Raw genomic sequence first — 19,016 nt, forward strand, 5'->3', positions numbered from 1 at the left:
ATGAACTTCGCCTCGGTACGCCTCATCACCGCCGACGTCGACCGCCTCACCGGCTTCTACGAGCAGGTGACCGGCCGGCCCGCCCGCCGCCACACGCCCGTCTTCAGCGAGATCGTGCTGCCCGGCGCCACGCTCGCGATCGGGGGCACCGCCACCGTCGCGCTCTTCGGCGAGGGCTCGGCCGAGCCGGCCGCCAACCGGAGCGCCATCGTCGAGTTCCGGGTGGACGACGTGGACGCCGAGTACGCGCGGCTGCGCGACGTGGTCGGCGAGCTCGTGCAGGCGCCCACCACGATGCCGTGGGGCAACCGGTCGCTGCTGTTCCGCGACCCCGACGGCACGCTGGTCAACCTCTTCACCCCGGTCACCGCCGAGGCGGCCGCCCGCCAGCGACCCTGACCCGCGGCGGTCGCGCCAGATACTGCTGCCACAACAGGCGGGCGGCGACCGCGCGCCACGGACGCCACGCCTCGGCGCGGCCCAGGGCCTCGGCCGCGGACGGCACGGCCGGCAGCCGCCACAGGTCGGCGATCCCGGCCGCGACGGCGAGGTCGCCGGTCGGCCAGGCGTCGGGGCGGCCCAGCGCGGAGAGGCGGTAGATCGCCGCCGTCCACGGGCCGATGCCGGTGACCGCCCGCAGCCGGGCGTCCACCCCGTCGTCGTCCAGCCCCGGCAGGGCCGCGAAGTCGAGCGAGCCGTCCACGACCGCGCTGGCCACCGCGCGGGCGTACCGGGCCTTCTGCCGGCTGAAGCCCGCCGCGCGCAGCTGCTGGTCGGCGAGCCCCAGCAGGCTCTCGGCGGTGAGCGGGTCGGCGAGCGCCCGCAGCCGGTCGAACGCGGCCCGCGCCGACGCCAGCGACACCTGCTGTTCGAGCATGATGTGCAGCAGCGTCGCGAAGCCCGGCGGCCGGTCCCACAGCGGCGGCATCCCGTGCCGTTCCACCACCCCGGCGAACAGCGGCTCCCGCCGGCCGAGCTCCGCCACCGCCCGGCGAAGGCCCGCCTCCGTGAGGCCGCGCGGGGCGGCCTCAGTCACGCCGGGTGCGTTCGTAGTGGCGGCGGGCCTTGAGCTTGTTGCCGCAGGCCGCCATCGAACACCAGCGGGCGCTGTTCGACTTGCTGCGGTCGAGCAGGAACAGGGCGCACTCGTCGTTCGCGCACGGGCGCAGCCGGCCGGGCCGCGTGCGCTCGACCTCGTCCCACGCGGCGATCGCCCGTACCAGCAGGGCACGGGCGCCCGAGGCCTGAACGGTCCACGTCAGCCGCCCGTCGTCGCCGATCGAAGGCCGCGAGCTCACCCCGTCGAGCAGCGGTGTGAGCGCCGAGGGCGGCTCGTCACCGCGGACCACGGCCTGCAGCACCTCGCGGCCCGCCCGCAGCAGCGCCGGGTCGTCGACGTCGAGGTCGAGCGTGTCGCGGCGCACGCCGTCGATCACGGGCGTGCTGTTGAGCAGCGTGAGGAGCAGCTCCTCATCCATCTAACCCCCTAAACACCCTTGACAGGTTACACGACCACGGGGCAGGGTCTAACCATCATCCGTCCGCAAGGAGGTTAGTCCCGTGGTGCATCATCGGTACGCGACCGTGGCCGGGCATCGGATCTTCTACCGCGAGGCCGGCGACCCGGCGAAGCCCGCGATCGTCCTGCTGCACGGCTATCCGACCAGCTCGTTCATGTTCCGCGAGCTGATCCCGCGGCTCGCCGGCGACTTCCACGTCATCGCGCCGGACCATCTGGGCTTCGGGCTGTCCGACGCCCCGCCCGCCGACGAGTTCGCCTACACGTTCGACGCGCTCGCCGGCCTGACCGCGGCGCTGCTGGAGCAGCTCGGGGTCGAGCGCTACGCGATCTACGTGCAGGACTACGGCGCCCCGATCGGCTGGCGGCTGGCACTGCAGGACCCGGCCGCGATCACCGGCATCGTCTCGCAGAACGGCAACGCGTACGACGCCGGTTTCGTCCCTGAGTTCTGGGCGGAGGTGTGGGCCTACCAACGCGAGCGCAACGCGGCCACGGAGGCGGCGATGCGGCAGGCGCTCACGCTGGAGGCGATCCGGTGGCAGTACGTGACCGGCGTGCCGGACGAGACGCTGATCGACCCGACCGTCTGGTGGCACGACTTCACCTTGGTGTCCCGGCCCGGCAACGACGCCGTTCAGCTCGACCTGTTCTCCGATTACGCCACCAACTCGCCGCTGTATCCGCGTGTGCACGAATACTTCCGCAAGCACCAGCCGCCGCTGCTCGCCGTCTGGGGCCAGGGCGACGAAATCTTCGGCCCGGCCGGCGCCCGCGCGTTCGCCGAGGACCTGCCGGACGCCGAGATCCACCTCCTGCCGGGCGGCCACTTCCTGCTCGAAACGGCCGTCGACGAGGTGGCCGCCCTGATCCGCCAGTTCCTCAACCGCTGACTCTCGCCCTGCGCGCCACGCTCGGCGCCCTCGCCGCCCTCCCCGCCCCCTCCTGCCGCTCTACCCTCCCCCTCCTGCCGCTCTACCCTCCCCCTCCTGCCGCTCTACCCTCCCCCTGCTGCCTCCTCCCCTCTTGCCTTCTGCCTCCTGCCTGCTGCCCTCGCGCCTCGTGCCTCCCGCCGTCCTGCCTGCTGCCCTCGCGCCTCGTGCCTCCCGCCGTCCTGCCTGCTGCCCTCGCGCCTCCTGCCTCCCGCCGTCCTGCCTCCCGCCGTCCTGCCTCCTACCTCCTGCCTCCTGCCCTCTTGCCTTTTGCCTCCTGCCCTCTTGCCTTCTGCCTCCTGCCTCTACCTCCTGCACCCCTCCTGCCTCCCCCCGCCTGACTCGCGCCCTTCTGCCTTCTGCCTCCTGCCTGCCGCGCTCCTGCCTCCTACCTCCTGCCTGCTGCCCTCCTGCCTCCCGCCTTCCCGCCCCGTCCCGCCTCCCCCTCCTGCCTCCCGCCCTCCTGCCTCCCGCCCTCCACGGAATTTTGCGCAATGGGAAATCTCTTCATTGCTGAACGGTTACCGTCGCGATAAAGTCCGATGAAGACAGAGCGGACACGTCAGCGAGCGAGGCCGACATGAGCGACGAACTGCAGCCGCGCATCGAGGCCGACCCGTGCGAGGTCCGCGGCGACGGCCCCGGCGCGATCGTCGTCGGCATCGACGGCTCCACGTCGTCGCTGCGCGCGGCCGCGTACGCCGCCGGCATGGCCCGCCGTCAGCGCAGCCGCCTGATCGTCGTCTACGTCCGCACCCCACCCCCGGCGCTGCTGCCGCTGGCCGACACCGGCGGCAGCGCCGTGGCAACCGTGCTCGACACCCAGGACGCGGTCGAGCGTGAGCTGCGGGCGAGCTTCGCCGAACGGGTGCCCGAGATGGGCATCGACGCCCGCCTGGTGGTGCGCCAGGGCGACCCGTACACCGAACTGCTCGACATCGCCCGCGCCGTGCACGCCGACGCCGTCATCGTCGGCCGCTCCACCAAGATCCTGCACCGCGTCGCCGGCTCCGTCGGCGCCAAGCTCACCCGCTGCGGCCACTGGCCGGTAACCGTCGTCCCGTAACCGCCCGCGGTCGCCGTGCTCACCGCGAGCGCGGCGTTCCCTCCGACGCGGCCCTTCCCGGCCGAGTCGAGAGCTGCCCGGCAGCTGTGCCCTCGACGTCCCAGCGGATCGCCCATAGCGACGCGTCTCCGGCATCAGCGACACGCACATTGTTCCACCTGAGAATGGCTGACGCCGGCCCCGAATTGCCATTATTGGCATGATCGAATACTGACGGCGGCTCCTTCCTGTTCGCCATAATTGAGCATGGCCCAGTTGCAGTTGTTCGGCAGGACGGAAATGGCCGCCATGCGCGACCGGAGCAGAGGCCGCCGTTTCTCCGCCGAGCGTGACGTATTCAGGCGCGGCCACGAGGTTCGTCGCGCCTGGGGCAAGCGGCGACGCCACGAGGAGCGGCTGCGCCTGATCCACGAGGGCGTTCTCGTGGAGAGGAACGGGTTTTTGATCCATGGTCGGCGCAGCCCCGCCGCGGGCGGCGCGGAGTCCCCTGCGGGCGGCACTCTCGGGTATCGGCGAGACGCTCAAGCCGGCATCGGATCGACGGCCGCCGCGTTTGTCGAGCCTCCGGTGCAGGCTGCCACGCCGAGCACGACAGCAGGCCGAGTCGCTGAACCGGCTCCGACCTCATTCGCATCCGGGGCGAGTGAGCTACGACCGGCCGAACAAGAGCCGATCGCATCGCAGCCGACCGGAACACGACTGGCCGAGACAGCACCGGCCAAGACGCAGCCGACCGAGGCAGCACCGGCCAAGGCACACCGCACCCAGACCTCACCGTCCACGGCACACCGCACCCAGACAGCCCCGGCCAGAACTTCCCACCGAGACAAATTAGGCCGAGGCACGATCGGGCCGACGACCATCCGCCGGGCACAGCCGACGTCGACCGGCAGGAGCGATGCTGACCTCGCCGGACCAGGTTGTCTGGGCGTGGAGCGCCGAGCCGGTAATCGACAGCATACGCGCTGGAACGAACTGGCGGACGACGTCATTCAGCACGATTTATGGCGCCACGTTCCCATCCAGAACCTTTTACGATTGGGCCGGCGTCGGCATGGTCGAAGCGCAAGAAACGGCGGTGTCCACGTCGGCACAGCGGCCTCACAAAGCAATACTTTTTCGCCGCAATTCGGCTGGTCGAGCGAGCGTACTGCACCTCGACGCCGAACGGTTGGAGAGTCCACCATCGCGATCGGGAAAGCGTCGCGACGGGACGATTTCCGAGTGTGTGCGACACCGTATCGCCGAGCGGGGTTCGGCGGCCCGGCAAGTGAGCTTGTCGGCGAAGCCCGGCGACTCGGCGGTCGCGCCGACAATGCGCCGGGCGGAAGGCGCTTTCCCGACAGCGGCGGCGGAGGCGACGGTCGCGGCGGCGGAGGACGTAGCGGCGGAGGCGACGACGAAGGCGGCGGTGGCAGCGACGGTGGCCGCGACGACGAAGGCGGCGGTGGCAGCGACGGTGGCGGTGGCAGCGACGACGGACGCGGCGGCGACGGTGGCGGAGGAGACAGCGGCGGTGGCGGAGGAGACAGCGGTGGCAGCGACGGTGGCGGTGACAGCGACGACGGACGCGGCGGCGGAGGCGGCAGCGGGGGCGGTGGCGGGGCGGTGGGGTTTCGGGACACCGTGACCGTAGTCGATCCGCTACGCTTCCGGCGGATCGATCGGCTTCGAGGCGATGGGCTCGGGGCGATCGGCCTTTTCCGATGCGGACTACCACGGGGGAACACCGACTCCATGCTGCCCACAAACCGATCCCTGCTGCTCCGGGGCCTGCTCGGCGCCGGGCTTGCCGCGACCACGCTGGTCGCTGCGGCGCCGGGTACGGCTCAGGCCGTGCCGCAGCCGGCGGCCGCGCTGGCCGCGGCGCCCGCCTCGCTGGCGGACTACGACCAGAAGCTCGCCGCGGCGACGAAGTTCGGCCTCGGTGACGACAACGACCTGCTCGGCATGGCCGACCGCGACTTCGTGGTGGCGATCTGGAACCACGTCAAGGACGACCCCGACCACGCCGAGGTGCGGCTCGCCGCCGAGGCCGCGTTCTCCGCGGAGTCGGAGCAGGTCGACCAGGCCTGCTACGACTTCATCGTCACCGGCGTGTTCGCCGCGTTCGACCGGGACGTGGCGCGCGAGAAGGTCGAGGCCGACGCCAAGCGCGCCAGCGACCTCGCCCGTACGGCGGCCGCGGCCAGCATCGACGTCGTGGCCGACGCCGCCCTGCTGGACGGCACGGACGCCGACTTCGTGCGCCTGATCTGGGAGCGGGTCGCCGACGACGCCAAGTGGCCCAAGGTGAAGGCGGCCGCGCGCGCCGCCCGCGACGGCAGCGCCGAGGACCGGCAGGAGTTCATCGCGGCCGGGATGGCCGCCGCCGCGCGGCAGGACGTGGACGACCGGATCGCGGCCGACGACGCGAAGACCGAGGCCGAGAAGGCCGCCGAGCGGGCCCGCGCGGCCAAGAAGTCCGCGGCCAACCGGATCGGCCTGGCCGTCACCGACACGCTGCTGACGCTGCCGGACCGCGATTTCATCATCGAGATCTGGAACAACAGCGAGGACGGCAGCGAGGTGCAGGCCGCCGCGGTCGCCACCATCCGCAGCTCGGACCCGGCGGTGTGGAAGGCGTTCATCGACACCGGCATCCACGCCGCGAAGGACCGCGACATCCAGATCGCGCTGGACCGCAAGTACGCCGCCGACCGCGCGCTGGCCAACCAGATCAAGGCCGCCGCCACCACCGCCGGCGACCTCAACCTGGTGCACCACGTCACCCGGGCGCTGGCCGGCACGCCGACGCAGCTCGACGACTTCCTGCGCATCGGGCAGTACGACCTCGACCTGACCACCGGCTTCGAGTCCGCCGACGTGCAGCCGACCTGGACCACCCCGGTCAACGGCAGCGTCGTCAACGTGACGAGCCCGGCCACGGCCGTCGGCACCGGCAGCGCGCACAGCGGGACCAAGGTGCTGGTCTACTCGGGCACCGACGTCAACACCATCTCCTCGTACGCGTACCTCAAGTCGATGGCGCTGAGCCGGATCACGGTGAAGCCGGCCACCAAGCTGTCGTACTGGATCTATCCGCAGAGCACGGCCGCGCGGTCGGAGGTCAAGACCCGCAACAGCACCTGCGTCTCGATCGACCTGACGTTCAGCGACGGCACCACCCTGCGCGACTCCGGCCTGAACGACCAGAGCGGCACCCGCGTGCACCCGGCGCAGCAGTGCAGCAAGCTGGTCGCCGACAAGTGGAACCAGGTCGTCGTGCCGCTCGGCTCGTTGGCCGACAAGCAGGTCACCACGGTCAGCGTCGGCTACGACCAGCCGAAGAACGCGGGCGGCTTCCGCGGCCTCATCGACGACCTGACGATCACCGACGAGCCGGTCGAGGTCACCGACCCGGGCACCGAGCCGGCCGACTACCCGCTGGACGACTGGCGCAACGACTTCAACAGCGACGGCAACGCCGACGTGATCGCCCGCAACCCGGCCGGTGACCTGCTGCTCTACCGCGGCAACGGCAAGGGCTACTGGATCGACGGCTCCAGCAACATCAAGGTCGGCACCGGCTGGGACCAGTTCAACCACATCTTCCCGGTGGGCGACTTCACCGGCGACGGCCGCCTCGACGTGGCCGGGCGCAACGCCGCCGGCGAGATCCGGTTGTACCGCAGCAACGGCAACGGCGGCTGGATCTCCTCCACGCCGACCGTGATCGGCACCGGCTGGGGCTCGTTCACGTCGATCTTCTCGCCGGGCGACTTCAACGGTGACGGGTTCACCGACGTCATCGCGCGCAACACCGCCGGCGAGCTCAAGCTCTACCGCGGCAACGGCAAGGGCTCGTGGATCGACCCGTCCAGCAACATCACGGTCGGGACGGGGTGGAACCAGTTCAACCTGATCTTCTCGCCGGGTGACTTCACCGGGGACGGCTTCGCCGACGTGATCGGCCGCAACGCGGCGGGCGAGCTCAAGCTCTACCGCGGCAACGGCAAGGGCGGCTGGCTGTCCTCGACGCCCACGACGATCGGCACCGGCTGGAACAGCTTCACCGCGGTCCTCTCCCCCGGCGACTTCACCGGCGACGGCTTCACCGACGTGATCGCCCGCCACACCAGCGGCGAGCTCAGGCTCTACCGCGGCAACGGCAAGGGCAGCTGGCTCAACGGCAGCGACCCGAACGAGATCGGCGTGGGCTGGAACAGCTTCAACCTGATCTTCTGAGCACGGGACGACCCGGGCCCCTTCCGCCGCGAGGCGGGAGGGGCCTTTTCCCTGGCGGTCTACGATGCGGCGGTGAGCACGACGTCGCCGGGCCGGCCGCGCGACCCCGGGGTCGACCGGCGGGTCCTGCGCGCCGCCCTCGATCTGTTCGGCGACGCGGGCTGGGCCGGGTTCGCGATGGAGGCCGTCGCGAAACGCGCCGCGGTCGGCAAGGCGTCGCTGTATCTGCGCTACCGCGACAAGGAGACGTTGCTGACCGACGCGCTGACGGCGAACCTGCCGCACGTCGCCGACGTCGACACCGGCACCCTGCACGGCGACCTGGTTGAGCTGGCGAGGCAGATCCTCGACGTCTACGCCGGGCCGGCCGGCCGCGCGGCGATGCGGCTGCTGCTCGAGGGACGCGCGATCCCGGGCATCGCCGGGCAGTACGAGACGACCCGCCGGGCGCAGATGCGGGCCGCCCGCGCGATCGTCCGCCGGGGCATGGACCGCGGCGAGCTGCCCCCGGCCACGTCGGTCAGGCTGCTGCTGGAGACCCTCGCGGGCGGCGCGATGATGCACGCGCTGACCACCGCGCCGGCCCGCTCCGACCAGGCGCACCGGCTGGTGGACTTCCTGCTGAACACCGTGGTTAATCACCCCCGCCAGGGGCATCCCGGTGGTCATGACAACGTCGACGAATGAATTCGCTGTGGTCACGGGCGCCTCGAGCGGCATCGGCTACGAGCTGGCGAGGCAGTTCGCCGAGCACGGCTACGACCTGCTGATCTGCGCCGAGGACGCGGAGATCTCGCAGGCCGCCGTCAACCTGCGCCACGACGGGCAGAACCAGGTGACCGCGGTCCAGGCCGACCTGGCCACGTACGAGGGTGTCGAGCAGCTGTACGCCGCGATCCTCGAGACCGGCCGCCCGGTGGACGCCATCGCGCTCAACGCCGGCCGCGGCATCGGCGGCGACTTCGCCACCCAGACCGAGCTCAAGGACGAGCTGAACGTCATCGACGTCAACGTGACCTCGACCGTGCACCTGGCCAAGCGGGTGCTGCCCGACATGGTGGCGCGCGGCCAGGGTCAGGTGCTGTTCACCTCGTCGATCGCGTCGATGATGCCGGGCACCTACCAGGCGGTCTACAACGCGTCGAAGTCGTTCGTGCAGTCGTTCGCCGAGTCGCTGCGCGCCGAGCTCAAGGACACCGGCGTGAGCGTGACCTCGCTGATGCCCGGTCCGACCGACACGAACTTCTTCCACCGCGCCGAGATGGACGACACCAAGGTCGGCTCGAGCAAGAAGGACGACCCCGCGGTGGTCGCCGAGCAGGGCTTCGAGGCGCTGCAGAAGGACAAGGAGAAGGTCGTCGCCGGCTCGGTGAAGACCAAGGTGCAGGGCGCGGTCTCCAAGGTGATGCCGGACCGGGCGAAGGCCGAGATGCACCGCAAGATGGCCGAGCCGGGCTCGGGCGACGAGTAGTCAGCCGGCCACGACCAGGGCCTGCGGGGCCGCCTGCTTCATGCGGCCCCGCAGCCACAGCAGCTGGATCGCGGTCTCGGCCTCGCCCTGCTCGACCACCTCGGCGAGCTCCCGGTCGCGCAGCCCCTGCGCGGCCTGCCCGACAAGCGTCCAGCAGAGGTCGCACTCCGCGGCCATCAGATAGAGGTCCTGCAGGTCCCGCAGCACCGCGAGGCCCCCGTTGCGGGTGCCGCGGAACAGCTGCGAGTGCAGCCGTTCCGGTTCGTCCGGGGCCTCCTCGGAGTAGCGGTCCGCGAACGGCTTGAGCGCCGCAGCGCGGGCCCGGCACAGTTCGGCCTGCTGCTCGCACAGCTGCGCGATGTCGGCCTCGTCCGCATGCGCGTTGCCGACCTCCAGCAGCGCGTCGGCCAGCGTGTCCTGCGCCCGGTGCAGCAACCCGAGATAGTGCGCCAGTTGCATCGTTCTCACCCCATCTTGCGGACGCGGACCGCGGCCAGCTTGAACATCGGTTGCTTGGACACCGGATCCCACGCGGTGCGGGTGAGCTCGTTGGCCGCCTCGTCCGCGTAGTGGAACGGCACGAACACCGTCCCCGGCCGGATCCCGCACAGCCGCGCCGGCGCCTCGATCGCCCCGCGCGGCGACTCGATGCGCACCACCTCGCCGTCGCCGACGCCGAGGGCCGCCGCGTCCGACTCGTGCAGCTCGACCCAGACGGACGGGGCGGCCGCGTTCAGCTCCGGCACGCGGCCGGTCTTGGTGCGGGTGTGGAACTGCCAGACCGTACGGCCGGTGACCAGGCGCAGCGGGAACTCCTCGCCCGGCGCCTCGGGAGCGGGCCGGTAGTCGGCGGTGGGCAGGAACGCCCGCCCGTCGGGCCGCTTCGCCCGGTGCCGCTCGGCGGGGAACTCCGCGCCGGTGCTCAGATCCTGGCCGTACGTCTCGCAGTAGCCGGAGTCGGTGTTGAACACGCCGTCGGGGTAGAGCCGCTCGCCGCCCCACTGGATCCCGGAGCCGCCGCGCAGCCTGTCGTACGTGATGGCGGTGTAGTCGCAGGGCCGCCCGGCCGAGCAGCGCTGCCAGGCCGCGTACGCCGACTCCGCGTCGGACCACCCGATCAGCGGCTCGCCGTCGCGGTCGCGGAAGTCCATCCGCGCCGCGTAGTCGAGGAAGATGTCGAGGTCGGCGCGGGCCTCGCCGGGCGGCTCGACCGCCTTTTCCGACAGGTGCACGGTGCGGTCGGCGTTGGTGAACGTGCCGGTCTTCTCGCCCCATGTGGCCGCGGGCAGCACCACGTCGGCGTACTCGGTGGTCTCGGTGCGGAAGATGTCCTGCACCACGACGAACAGCTCGGGCGAGGCGAGGATGCGGCGCACCCGGGCGAGGTCGGGCAGCGAGACCGCCGGGTTCGTGCCGCTGATCCAGAGCAGCTTGATCGAGCCCTGCTCGGCGTACCGCCAGATCTGCATGGCGTGGGTGGGCGGCGCCCAGTGCGGGATCGTGGCTGTGTCCACCTTCCACAGATCCGCGAGCTCGCGGATGTGCTCCGGGTTGGCCCAGTTGCGAAAGCCCGGCAGGTCGCCGTCGGCGCCCGTCTCGCGGGTGTTCTGGGCGGTGGGCTGGCCGTTCATCTGCAGCACGCCGGCGCCCGGTCGGCCGATCATGCCGCGCAGCAGGTGCAGGTTGTTCACCGCGACCGCCGCCGCGGTGCCCTGATGCGACTGGTAGAAGCCCTGGAGCACAGTGGACAGCAGTCGCTCGGCCGTGCCGAGCAGCTCCGCGGCGCGCTCGACGTCGGCCGGCTCGAGGTCGCAGATCTCGCAGACCCGTTCCAGGCCGTACGCGTCCACGACCTTTTCGAGGTCCTCGAGGCCCAGGGTGTGCGCCTCCAGCCAGTCGCGGTCGGCCCAGCCGTTGCGCAGGATCAGCCGCAGCAGGCCGTTCATCAGCGCGAGGTTGGTGCCGGGCCGGATCGGCAGGTGCACGTCGGCCTCGCGCGCGACGGGGGTCTGCCGCGGGTCGACGGCGAGCATCGCGGGCGGGTTCGCGCCGCGGCGCCGGTCGAGCATCCGCATCCAGAGCACGGCCTGGGTCTCGGCGACGTTGTGCCCCCACAACGCGATCGCGTCGCAGTGGTCGACGTCGGCGTACGAGCCGGGCTGCCCGTCGGTGCCGAAGCTGGCCTTGAGCGCCGCCGCCGAGGTGGCCGTGCACAGCCGGGTGTTGCCGTCCATGTGCGGCGTGCCCAGCCCGGCCTTCCCGATCACGGCGAGCGTGTAGTACTCCTCGAGGAACAGCTGCCCGCTGGTGTAGAACCCGAACCGGCCCCAGCCGCCCGGCTCGGCCGCGAGCTGCTGCGAGCGGGCGACGACGCGGCCCATCGCGTCGTCCCAGCTGGTCTCGACCAGGCGGCCGTCGCGGCGCACGAGCGGGCGGGTGAGCCGGTCGGGGCTGCCGTTCGCCTGCCAGCCGTACACGTCCTTGGGGTCGAGGCGACCGCGGTTGACCCGGTCGGCGGCCCGGCCGCGCACGCCGACGATCCGGCCGTCACGCACGCCGATGTCGATGCCGTCGCCGTTGGAGTGCAGCAGCGACGCCGACCGGACCCAGCGCTGCGGCTCGGCCACGGTGTGCTGGTCGACGCGCTCGGGCCAGGAGGAGCCCGGGGCGTACGGGGTCCGTACGCCCCAGGGGTCGCCCGTCGTCACGGCTTGAGGACCACCTTGATGCAGCCGTCCTCCTTCTTCTTGAACATGTCGTAGGCCTGCGGGGCCTGCTCGAGCGGCACCCGGTGGGTGACCAGGTCGTCGACGCCCAGCGGGTCGTCGTCGCCGGTGAGCAGCGGCATGATGTCGTCGACCCAGTGCTTGACGTGGGCCTGGCCCATGCGCATCGTCACGCCCTTGTCGAACAGGTCCATCATCGGGAACGGGTCGGCCTCGCCGCCGTACACGCCGATGATCGAGATGGTGCCGGCCCGGCGCACCGAGTCGAACGCGGTGCGCAGCGCGGCCATCCGGTCGACGCCGAACGTCTCGGTGGCCTTGCGCGCGATCGGGTCGGGCAGCAGGCCGGCGGCCTTCATGGCGGCGGACTGGAACGGCGTGCCGTGCGCCTCCATGCCGACCGCCTCGATGACCGAGTCGGCGCCACGGCCGTGGGTCATGTCGCGCACGGCCGCGCCGATGTCGTCGACCTTGTCGAAGTCCAGGACCTCGATGCCGTGCCGCTCGGCCATCGCGTTGCGCTCGGGCACGTTGTCGACGGCGATGACGCGTCCCGCGCCGAGGTGGCGGGCGATCCGCGCGCACATCTGGCCGATCGGGCCGAGGCCGGTGACCAGCACCGTGCTGTCCTTCTCGATGTCGGCCCACTGGGCCGCCTGCCACGAGGTCGTCAGCACGTCGGACAGGAACAGGTAGCGCTCGTCCGGGTGGCCGTCCGGCACCTTGATCGGGCCGAAGTGCGCCTGCGGCACGCGCAGGTACTCGGCCTGGCCGCCGGGGACCTGGCCGTACAGCTTGGTGTAGCCGAACAGCGAGGCGCCCTTGCCCTGCTCCTTGACCTGGGTCGTCTCGCACTGGGCGTAGAAGCCCTTGCGGCAGAAGAAGCAGTGCCCGCAGGAGATGTTGAACGGGATCACCACGCGGTCGCCCGGCTTGATGTGGGTGACCTCGGCGCCCACCGCCTCGACGATGCCCATCGGCTCGTGGCCCAGGATGTCGCCCTTGTCGAGGTACATGCCCAGGACGTCGTACAGGTGCAGGTCCGAGCCGCAGATCGCGGTGGACGTCATCCGCACGATCGCGTCGGTCGGCTCTTGGATCGTGGGGTCGGGGACGGTCTCGACCGACACCTTGCCGGTGCCTTGCCAGGTAAGTGCACGCATGGCGATACGGATACCCCTGCCACTTGGGGGTATGCAGCTCCGTCATGACTTCGCGCGTGGTGGTGCTGACCGGGGCGTCCAGTGGGATCGGCAGGCAGGCGGCCCGGCAGTTCGCCGGGCGGGGCGACCGGGTGGTGCTGGCCGCCCGCGGCAAGGCGGACCTCGACAAGGTGGCCGAGGAGTGTGGCGGCAACGCGCTCGTGGTGCCGGCCGACGTGACCGACGCCGACGACGTGGAAGCCGTGGCGCAGGCCGCCGTCGACCGGTTCGGGCGCATCGACGTGTGGGTCGACACGGCCGCGGTGATGGCGTACGGCCGGTTCGAGGACCTGCCCCGCGAGGTGTTCGAGCGGACGGTCACCACCGACCTGTTCGGGCCGGCGAACGTGGCCCGCGCGGCGCTACGGCAGTTCCGCGTGCAGGGCCACGGCACGCTGATCCTGGTCGGCTCGCTGCTCGCACACGTGGCGGTGCCGTACATGTCGTCTTACGTGACCGCGAAGTGGGGCATGCGCGGGCTGGCCCGCACGCTGCAGCAGGAGACCCGCGACGCGCGCGACATCCACGTCTGCACGGTCGCGCCGGGCAGCGTCGACACGCCGATCTACACGAGCGCGGCCAACTACGCGGGCTTCGTGGGCCGTCCGCCGCCGCCGGTCGACTCCGCCGAGCTGGTGGCCTCCCGGGTCGTCCGGGTCGCCGACCGGCCGCGCGGCGACCTGTCGGTGGGCGCCACCAACCGCCTCATCGAGTTCGGCTTCAACGCCGTGCCGCCCGTCTACGACGCTCTGGTGGGCCCGCTCATGCGCCGCGGCGGGCTGTCCCGGCGCCCGATCGAGGCGTACGACGGCAACGTCTTCGGCTCGCGGCCCCGGCAGGAGGGCGGCCCGGGCCGGTTCACCCGGGCGCAGGTCGGCGCCGCGGCGGCGGCCGTCGCGCTCGCCGCGGGCGCCGCGATCCGCAGTTTGAGCAGAGGTCGATAACACAGGTTGGTCCGGCCGTGGCGGGGTATCAGCCCGCCCGTGCTCATGATCGAAGCCCCGGATCTGCCCCTGCCCGGCAAGGGTGCCACCGCCGAACGGTTCCGGGGGCTGGCCGCGCTCGGCCGCGCCGACCCGGTCGCCGCCCGGCTGGGCGAGGGGCACGCGGACGCGCTGGCGATCCGTGCCGAGCTCGGCGACGACGGCCCCCGCGCACCGGGCGAACGCTGGGGTGTCTGGGCCGCGACGCCCCGGTCGGTGCGCGCGGTGCAGACCGCGGACGGCTGGCGGCTGACCGGCGAGCGGCCGTGGTGCTCGGGGGCGGGCTGGTGCACCCACGCGCTCGTCACCGCCGAGGCCGGCGACGACATCCGGCTGTTCGCGGTCGCCAACGCCGCCCCGCACGCCGTCGCGCTCGACGGCACCTGGCCGGCGGTCGGCATGGCGGGCAGCGACAGCCGCACGGTGCGCTTCACCGACGCGCCCGCCCGGCCGGTGGGCGGACCCGGCGAGTACGTGAACCGGCCCGGCTTCTGGCACGGCGGCATCGGCGTGGCCGCCTGCTGGTACGGCGGCGCGCTCGGCATCGCCGACACGCTGCGCGCCGCGGCCGCGGCGAGGGGCCCGCACGCGCTGGCCCACCTGGGCGCGGCCGACGTGGCACTGGGCGCGGCCCGCGCGGTGCTCGACGAGGCCGCCGCGCTCATCGACGCCGACCCGAACGCGATCCGGCACCGGCTGGCGCTGCGCGTGCGCGCCACGGTCGAGGCGGCCGCCACCGAGGTGATCGACCGGACCGGGCGCGCGCTGGGCGCCGGCCCGCTGAGCCGCGACGAGGCGCACGCCCGCCGGGTCGCCGACCTCACCGTCTATCTGCGGCAGAGCCACGCCGAGACAGACCTCGAGCAGCTGGGCCGGCTCGTCGCCGAGTCCGAGGAGTCGCCGTGGTGACCCCGATCGCCGGCCACGGCACCGCGGAGCAGCTGTGGCAGGCCTGGCCCGCTCCCGCCGGATGGCCCGCGCTGCCCCTGACCGACGCCGGGACCCCGCTGGTCGTCGCCCCGCACCCGGACGACGAGATCCTCGGCGTGGCCGGGCTGATCGCCACGCTGGGCAGCGCGGAGCTGGTGGCGGTGACCGACGGCGAGGCGTCGCATCCGGGCTCGACCGTGCACACGCCGGACGAGCTCGCCGCGATCCGCCGCGCCGAGACCGCGGAGGCCCTGCGCCGCCTCGGCGTGGGCGACGCGACCGTGCACCGGCTCGGCCAGCCCGACGGCAAGGTCGACGAGGACGGCCTGGCCGAGGCGCTCACCGGCCTGCTGAGCCCCGGACGGTGGTGCCTGGCGACCTGGCGCGACGACGGGCACCCCGACCACGAGGCGGTGGGCCGGGCCGCGGCCCGCGCGTGCGAGGCCACCGGCGCGGTGCTGCTGGAGTATCCGATCTGGACGTGGCACTGGGCCGCGCCGGACGACCCCCGGGTGCCCTGGCACCGGGCGCACCGCATCGACCTCGCCCCCGGGGCCCGGGCGGCCAAGGACGCGGCCGTCGCCGCCTTTCCCAGCCAGATCGCCCCGCTCGGCCCCGACCCGGCCGACGCCGCGATCCTGCCGCCGCACGTGCTCGCCCGCTTCGCCCGCCCGTTCGAGGTGGTGTTCCGATGACCACCCCGCAGAGCTACTTCGAGCAGATGTACGCCCGCAGCAGCGACCCGTGGGACTTCGCCGGCCGCTGGTACGACGCCCGCAAGCACGCGCTCACGGTGGCCGCGCTGCCGGCCCGCCGCTACCGGTCGGCGTTCGAGCCCGGCTGCTCCACGGGCCTGCTCACCGCGCGTCTGGCCGAGCGCTGCGACCACGTGTTCGCGGTCGACGCCGTCCCGGCCGCGGTCGCCACCGCCGCGGGCTCGCTCGCCGCATCCCCCAACGTCACGCTCGGCGTCGCGCGGATGCCCGCGGACTGGCCCGCGGACACCTTCGACCTGATCGTGCTCTCCGAGCTCGGCTACTACTTCGACGACCACGACCTCGGCACGCTGCTCGACCGCGCGGTCGCGTCGCTCGAGCCGGGCGGAGACCTCGTGGCCGTGCACTGGCGGCATCCGGTCGACGACCACGCCCGCTCCGGCGACGACGTGCACGAGCGGATCGCGGCGCTGCCCGGCCTCGCGCGGCAGGTCCGGCACGAGGAGGCCGACTTCCTGCTGGAGGTCTTCACCCGTACGCCACCCCCGGTCCTGTCGGTGGCGCAGCGGGAGGGGCTGGCATGAACCGGATCGCGGTCGTCGTGCCCGCCCACAACGAGCGGGACCTGCTGCCGGCGTGCCTGGACAGCCTCGCGCTCGCCAAGGCGCCCGTGCCGGTGGAGGTCGTCGTGGTCGCGGACGCCTGCACCGACGACACCGCCGCCCTGGCCGCCGCGGCGGGCGCGACGGTCCTCGAGATCGCCGCGCGCAACGTGGGCCGGGCCCGCGCGGCCGGCATGGACCACGCGCTGCGCCACGGACCCGACGGGCTCTGGCTGGCCACCACCGACGCCGACAGCCGCGTGCCGCCGGAGTGGCTGCTGTGGCACCTGACCCACGCCGCGGCCGGCGCCGACCTGCTCGCCGGCACCGTGCTCGTCGACGACTGGGCGGGCTGGCCGGACGCGCTGCCCGGCCTCTACGAGAGCCGCTACGCCGCCTCGAACGCCCACGTGCACGGCGCCAACCTCGGCGTCGCGGCCGCCGCCTACCTGGCCGCCGGCGGGTTCCGCCCGGTCGCGCACGACGAGGACCGCGGGCTGATCGCGCAGGTGCGCGCCGCCGGCGGCCGGGTCGTCGACGACGCCACCTGCCCGGTGGTCACCAGCGCCCGCGCGGACGGCCGGGCGCCGCTGGGCTTCTCGTCCTACCTGCGCGGCCTGTCCGCCGCCTGACGCCCCCGACGCCGGGCCGGGTCAGCCGATCTCCTCGGCCAGCCCGACGACGATGCCCTCCGGGCCGCGCACGTAGCAGAGCCGGTACACGTTCTCGTACTGCACCAGCTCGCCGACGAGCTCGGCGCCGTGGCGGCGCAGGCGGGCGACCGTGTCGTCGATGTCGTCGACGGCGAACATGACGCGGCGGATGCCCAGCGTGTTGGCCGGGGCGTCCGCCGGATCCGGCGTGATCGGCTGGGGCCGGTGGAACCGGGCCAGCTCGATGCGGCCGGGCGCGCCGGGCACGCGCAGCATGGCGACGTCCTGCCGGACGTCGCGCAGGCCGATGACCCGCTCCGCCCAGTCCCCCTCGATCGGGCCGCGGCCCTCGAGCTCCATGCCCAGCTCCTCGAAGAACGCGATGACCGCGTCCAGGTCCTCGACCACGATGAGGACGTTGTCCATCCGCTGGATCGCCATGCTGCCTCCCTGTGTGTTTCTCCTGGGACGGAGCCGCCGGCCCGTTCTCGACACGGAGCGGGCCGCTTCGCGGGCGCCCGCCATTGTCGTACGCTGCGGCATGGCCTCCCACGCAGGACCGCTCGACATCACCTTCACGGCCGTGCTCGGCAAGGCCCAGGAGGGCGACACCTGGACGTGCGTGAAGATGCCCGGCTCGGCCGAGGTGTTCGGCACGCGCGGGCTGGTCAAGGTGGCCGGCACGGTCGACGGGGTGCCGTTCCGCGGAGCGTTCATGGCGCTCGGCGACGGGACCCACAAGCTCCCCGTCAAGGCCGAGGTCCGCCGCGCGATCGGCAAGGGCGACGGCGACGAGGTGGTCGTGCACCTGACCGAGCGGCTCAGCTGACCGGCAGGCCACGCCCGCGGGTACCCAGCGAGGCCCGCGCCGTTCAGCCGCCCGCCGGCTGGAACAGCTCCACCGGGTTGCCGGCGGGGTCGTCCAGCACGATCTGACGGCCGCCCGGCCCGGTGATCACGTCGCTGCGGAAGCTCACCCCCGCGGCGCGCAGCCGGGCCACCTCGGCGTCGATGTCGTCGACGAGCAGGTGGATGCGGTTCCAGCCGCCGGGCTGCGGGCGGCGCCCGTCGGGCATCGCCCGGCCGGCCGAGCTCGCCGGGCCGGACAGCAGCAGGCGCAGGTTGCCGCGCAGCACGTCGGCGAACGCGGGCAGGTACGTCGTGTTCGGCGTGAAGCCGAGGTGGGTGGTGTAGAAGTCGACCGCGGCCCGCACGTCGTCCACCAGGTAGCGGACGTGCACGGTGCTGTCGGTGGTGCTGGTCATGGTGCCTCCTTGTCCGACGGGACGGCGAGGGTGTGCAGCAGGAACGCGATCCGCTCGTCGAGCTCGTCGGCGACGCGCTCGAAGGCGGGGCGGTCGGCGGGCTCGGGCAGGCTCCAGTGCGCCGGCCGCGGGTGACCCGGGAACGGCGGGCAGACCTCCTTGACGCGGTCGCACAGGGTGATCACGCGGTCGAAGCTGCGGGCCGCGAACTCGTCCAGGTGCTTGCTGCGGGCCCGGCTCAGGTCGATGCCCCGCGCGGCCATGACCGTGACGGCGAGCGGACTGACGGCCCTGGGACGGCTGCCCGCGCTGAACGCGTCGACGCCGTGCCGGCGCAGCAGGGCCTCGGCCATCTGCGAGCGTGCGCTGTTGCCCGTGCACAGGAACAGCACGCTGCCCGTCACCGCGCCGCCGGGGGCCGGCCGGTCGAGCCGCAGACCCGGGTGCAGCGCGCCGCCCGCGCCCGCCAGCAGCCGCGCGCAGCGGCCCAGGTCGAGCGAGTAGTAGGTGTCGCGCCCGTCGGCGGTGCTGCGCCGCGACGCCACCAGCGCGGCCGCGCGCAGCTTGCCGAGGTGGTACGAGACCAGGTTCTGCGGCTGGCCGACGCGCGACGTCAGCTCCCGCACGGCCAGGTCGCCGCGGGCCAGCTCGGTCAGCAGCTGCCACCGCAGCGGATGCCCGGCGGCGGTCAGGAACTCCGGCGGAGTGACCACACCGGCAGGTT

21 protein-coding genes are annotated in these 19,016 nt (G+C 72.9%); 13 read left to right on the forward strand and 8 right to left on the reverse strand.

All coding sequences use genetic code 11. The features are described 5' to 3' along the window. Nucleotides 1–399: a VOC family protein gene (locus tag ACSNN8_RS34605; protein WP_436654381.1), complete on the forward strand. Its 399-nt coding sequence runs from the start codon at nt 1–3 to the stop codon at nt 397–399. Here ACSNN8_RS34605 and ACSNN8_RS34610 read toward each other — a convergent pair. Together ACSNN8_RS34610 and ACSNN8_RS34615 are read right to left on the reverse strand one after the other, a co-directional pair. Then, the gene (locus ACSNN8_RS34610; protein WP_436654382.1) at nt 365–1,036 is read right to left on the reverse strand and encodes a DNA-3-methyladenine glycosylase family protein; all 672 of its coding nucleotides are present in this window, start codon (nt 1,034–1,036) and stop codon (nt 365–367) included. The genes ACSNN8_RS34605 and ACSNN8_RS34610 overlap by 35 nt on opposite strands. Next, nucleotides 1,029–1,478 carry a CGNR zinc finger domain-containing protein gene (locus ACSNN8_RS34615; RefSeq protein WP_436654383.1) on the reverse strand — a complete coding sequence of 150 codons (450 nt, stop codon included), beginning with the start codon at nt 1,476–1,478 and terminating at the stop codon, nt 1,029–1,031. Before ACSNN8_RS34615 ends, ACSNN8_RS34610 begins: the two co-directional genes overlap by 8 nt. Nucleotides 1,479–1,560: 82 nt before the next feature. On the opposite strand from ACSNN8_RS34615, the gene ACSNN8_RS34620 reads away from it, so the two are divergent. From ACSNN8_RS34620 to ACSNN8_RS34645, 6 genes are all read left to right on the forward strand, one after another. Next, nucleotides 1,561–2,412 (forward strand): alpha/beta fold hydrolase, encoded by an 852-nt coding sequence (locus ACSNN8_RS34620; protein WP_436654384.1) that lies wholly within the window; start codon nt 1,561–1,563, stop codon nt 2,410–2,412. Between the two features lie 619 nt (nt 2,413–3,031). Next, nucleotides 3,032–3,517 carry a universal stress protein gene (locus ACSNN8_RS34625; RefSeq protein WP_436654385.1) on the forward strand — a complete coding sequence of 162 codons (486 nt, stop codon included), beginning with the start codon at nt 3,032–3,034 and terminating at the stop codon, nt 3,515–3,517. 898 nt (nt 3,518–4,415) lie between these two features. After that, nucleotides 4,416–5,147: a hypothetical protein gene (locus ACSNN8_RS34630; protein WP_436654386.1), complete on the forward strand. Its 732-nt coding sequence runs from the start codon at nt 4,416–4,418 to the stop codon at nt 5,145–5,147. Nucleotides 5,148–5,254: 107 nt separating this feature from the next. Continuing rightward, nucleotides 5,255–7,744, forward strand: a complete 2,490-nt coding sequence (locus ACSNN8_RS34635; protein WP_436654387.1) for an FG-GAP-like repeat-containing protein — start codon at nt 5,255–5,257, stop codon at nt 7,742–7,744. Between the two features lie 72 nt (nt 7,745–7,816). Next, nucleotides 7,817–8,431: a TetR/AcrR family transcriptional regulator gene (locus tag ACSNN8_RS34640; RefSeq protein WP_436654388.1), complete on the forward strand. Its 615-nt coding sequence runs from the start codon at nt 7,817–7,819 to the stop codon at nt 8,429–8,431. Further along, a complete protein-coding gene (locus ACSNN8_RS34645; protein WP_436654389.1) occupies nt 8,412–9,215 on the forward strand; it encodes an SDR family NAD(P)-dependent oxidoreductase in 804 nt (267 codons plus the stop codon). Before ACSNN8_RS34640 ends, ACSNN8_RS34645 begins: the two co-directional genes overlap by 20 nt. Here ACSNN8_RS34645 and ACSNN8_RS34650 read toward each other — a convergent pair whose 3' ends face one another. Genes ACSNN8_RS34650 through ACSNN8_RS34660 form a run of 3 tightly spaced genes read right to left on the reverse strand, consistent with a single transcriptional unit; the run spans nt 9,216 to nt 13,104 of the window. Continuing rightward, on the reverse strand, nt 9,216–9,674 hold the full coding sequence (locus ACSNN8_RS34650; RefSeq protein ID WP_436654390.1) for a hypothetical protein: 459 nt from the start codon (nt 9,672–9,674) through the stop codon (nt 9,216–9,218). A 5-nt stretch (nt 9,675–9,679) separates the two neighbouring features. Beyond that, a complete protein-coding gene (locus ACSNN8_RS34655) occupies nt 9,680–11,923 on the reverse strand; it encodes a molybdopterin oxidoreductase family protein (protein WP_436654391.1) in 2,244 nt (747 codons plus the stop codon). Further along, entirely contained in the window at nt 11,920–13,104 is a 1,185-nt protein-coding gene (locus ACSNN8_RS34660; RefSeq protein ID WP_436654392.1) for a zinc-dependent alcohol dehydrogenase, read from the reverse strand. Before ACSNN8_RS34660 ends, ACSNN8_RS34655 begins: the two co-directional genes overlap by 4 nt. A gap of 44 nt (nt 13,105–13,148) precedes the next feature. On the opposite strand from ACSNN8_RS34660, the gene ACSNN8_RS34665 reads away from it, so the two are divergent. From ACSNN8_RS34665 to ACSNN8_RS34685, 5 genes are read left to right on the forward strand one after another with little or no spacing between them, the layout of a single operon-like run. Next, entirely contained in the window at nt 13,149–14,087 is a 939-nt protein-coding gene (locus ACSNN8_RS34665; protein WP_436654393.1) for an SDR family NAD(P)-dependent oxidoreductase, read from the forward strand. 45 nt (nt 14,088–14,132) lie between these two features. Then, nucleotides 14,133–15,035, forward strand: coding sequence for an acyl-CoA dehydrogenase (locus ACSNN8_RS34670; protein ID WP_436655514.1), 903 nt, complete (start codon nt 14,133–14,135; stop codon nt 15,033–15,035). After that, nucleotides 15,029–15,751 carry a PIG-L deacetylase family protein gene (locus ACSNN8_RS34675; RefSeq protein WP_436654394.1) on the forward strand — a complete coding sequence of 241 codons (723 nt, stop codon included), beginning with the start codon at nt 15,029–15,031 and terminating at the stop codon, nt 15,749–15,751. The genes ACSNN8_RS34670 and ACSNN8_RS34675 overlap by 7 nt, the downstream gene beginning before the upstream one ends. After that, on the forward strand, nt 15,748–16,356 hold the full coding sequence (locus ACSNN8_RS34680; RefSeq protein WP_436654395.1) for a methyltransferase domain-containing protein: 609 nt from the start codon (nt 15,748–15,750) through the stop codon (nt 16,354–16,356). Before ACSNN8_RS34675 ends, ACSNN8_RS34680 begins: the two co-directional genes overlap by 4 nt. After that, the gene (locus ACSNN8_RS34685) at nt 16,353–17,006 is read left to right on the forward strand and encodes a glycosyltransferase (protein WP_436654396.1); all 654 of its coding nucleotides are present in this window, start codon (nt 16,353–16,355) and stop codon (nt 17,004–17,006) included. The genes ACSNN8_RS34680 and ACSNN8_RS34685 overlap by 4 nt, the downstream gene beginning before the upstream one ends. 21 nt (nt 17,007–17,027) lie before the next feature. Here ACSNN8_RS34685 and ACSNN8_RS34690 read toward each other — a convergent pair whose 3' ends face one another. Continuing rightward, nucleotides 17,028–17,468: a VOC family protein gene (locus ACSNN8_RS34690; RefSeq protein ID WP_436654397.1), complete on the reverse strand. Its 441-nt coding sequence runs from the start codon at nt 17,466–17,468 to the stop codon at nt 17,028–17,030. A gap of 100 nt (nt 17,469–17,568) precedes the next feature. Between ACSNN8_RS34690 and ACSNN8_RS34695 the strand changes: the two genes are divergently transcribed. Next, nucleotides 17,569–17,856: a DUF1905 domain-containing protein gene (locus ACSNN8_RS34695; RefSeq protein WP_436654398.1), complete on the forward strand. Its 288-nt coding sequence runs from the start codon at nt 17,569–17,571 to the stop codon at nt 17,854–17,856. A 43-nt stretch (nt 17,857–17,899) separates the two neighbouring features. On the opposite strand, the gene ACSNN8_RS34700 is transcribed toward ACSNN8_RS34695, so the two are convergent. Together ACSNN8_RS34700 and ACSNN8_RS34705 are read right to left on the reverse strand one after the other, a co-directional pair. Further along, complete coding sequence (locus tag ACSNN8_RS34700) at nt 17,900–18,292, reverse strand: VOC family protein (RefSeq protein WP_436654399.1); 393 nt, start codon at nt 18,290–18,292, stop codon at nt 17,900–17,902. Beyond that, nucleotides 18,289–19,005: a MarR family transcriptional regulator gene (locus ACSNN8_RS34705; RefSeq protein ID WP_436654400.1), complete on the reverse strand. Its 717-nt coding sequence runs from the start codon at nt 19,003–19,005 to the stop codon at nt 18,289–18,291. The genes ACSNN8_RS34700 and ACSNN8_RS34705 overlap by 4 nt, the downstream gene beginning before the upstream one ends. Nucleotides 19,006–19,016 lie beyond the last annotated feature (11 nt).

This window comes from Actinoplanes sp. URMC 104 (assembly GCF_051386375.1).
Classification (GTDB): Bacteria; Actinomycetota; Actinomycetes; order Mycobacteriales; family Micromonosporaceae; genus Actinoplanes.